The sequence below is a fragment of the Halobellus sp. Atlit-38R genome, from assembly GCF_003665925.1.
GTDB classification, from domain to species: domain Archaea; phylum Halobacteriota; class Halobacteria; order Halobacteriales; family Haloferacaceae; genus Haloquadratum; species Haloquadratum inordinatus.
Map to the genome: position 1 here is coordinate 1 of NZ_QXIJ01000136.1, position 599 is coordinate 599.

Annotated in this window: 1 protein-coding gene; it reads right to left on the reverse strand. The window is 74.0% G+C overall.

What is annotated here, in order from left to right:
* A partial coding sequence (gene mutL, locus D3D02_RS18550) for a DNA mismatch repair endonuclease MutL (RefSeq protein ID WP_233560713.1) occupies positions 1–526 on the reverse strand: 526 nt, incomplete at its 3' end.
* Between the last annotated feature and the right edge of the window lie 73 nt (positions 527–599).

Below are 599 nucleotides of genomic sequence, written 5' to 3' on the forward strand. Positions count from 1 at the left end.
CGAGGGCGACGGGCGCCGGGAGCACCGTCTCACAGACGAGCGTCGCGCTCCCGGGCGTGCCGACGGCGACCTCGGCGGGGTCGGTTCGGACGCGGTCGGGCGAAAAGCGGAGCGTCGAGGAGCCGACCTCGCCGCCCTCGACGGTGATCTCCGCGCCCGCCTCGGCGTCCGGAGGCCGTGAGCGGACGGTGAGCCGCGAGACGGCGCCGACGGTGTACAGCGCCTCGCCGCGGAAGCCGAGGGTGCCGACGCCGCGGTCGAGGTCCTCGATGTCGCCGATCTTCGAGGTGGCGTGCTCCGCGACGCCGGCGTCCAGCTGGTCTTCGGGGATGCCGACGCCGTCGTCGCGCACGCGGATCCCCTCGGTGCCGCCCGACTCGACCGACACCGCCACGCGGCTCGCACCCGCGTCGAGGCTGTTCTCGACCAGCTCCTTCACGACGCTCGCGGGGCGCTCGACGACCTCGCCGGCCGCGATCCGCTGGACGGTCCGCTCGTCCAACCGCTCGATGTCTGGCGGCTCCATGCTTACGGACTGTCCGACGAGCGCGCACTTCAAGCCGTTGTCGGCGGCGACGCGAGACAGAGGACTCGCCGCG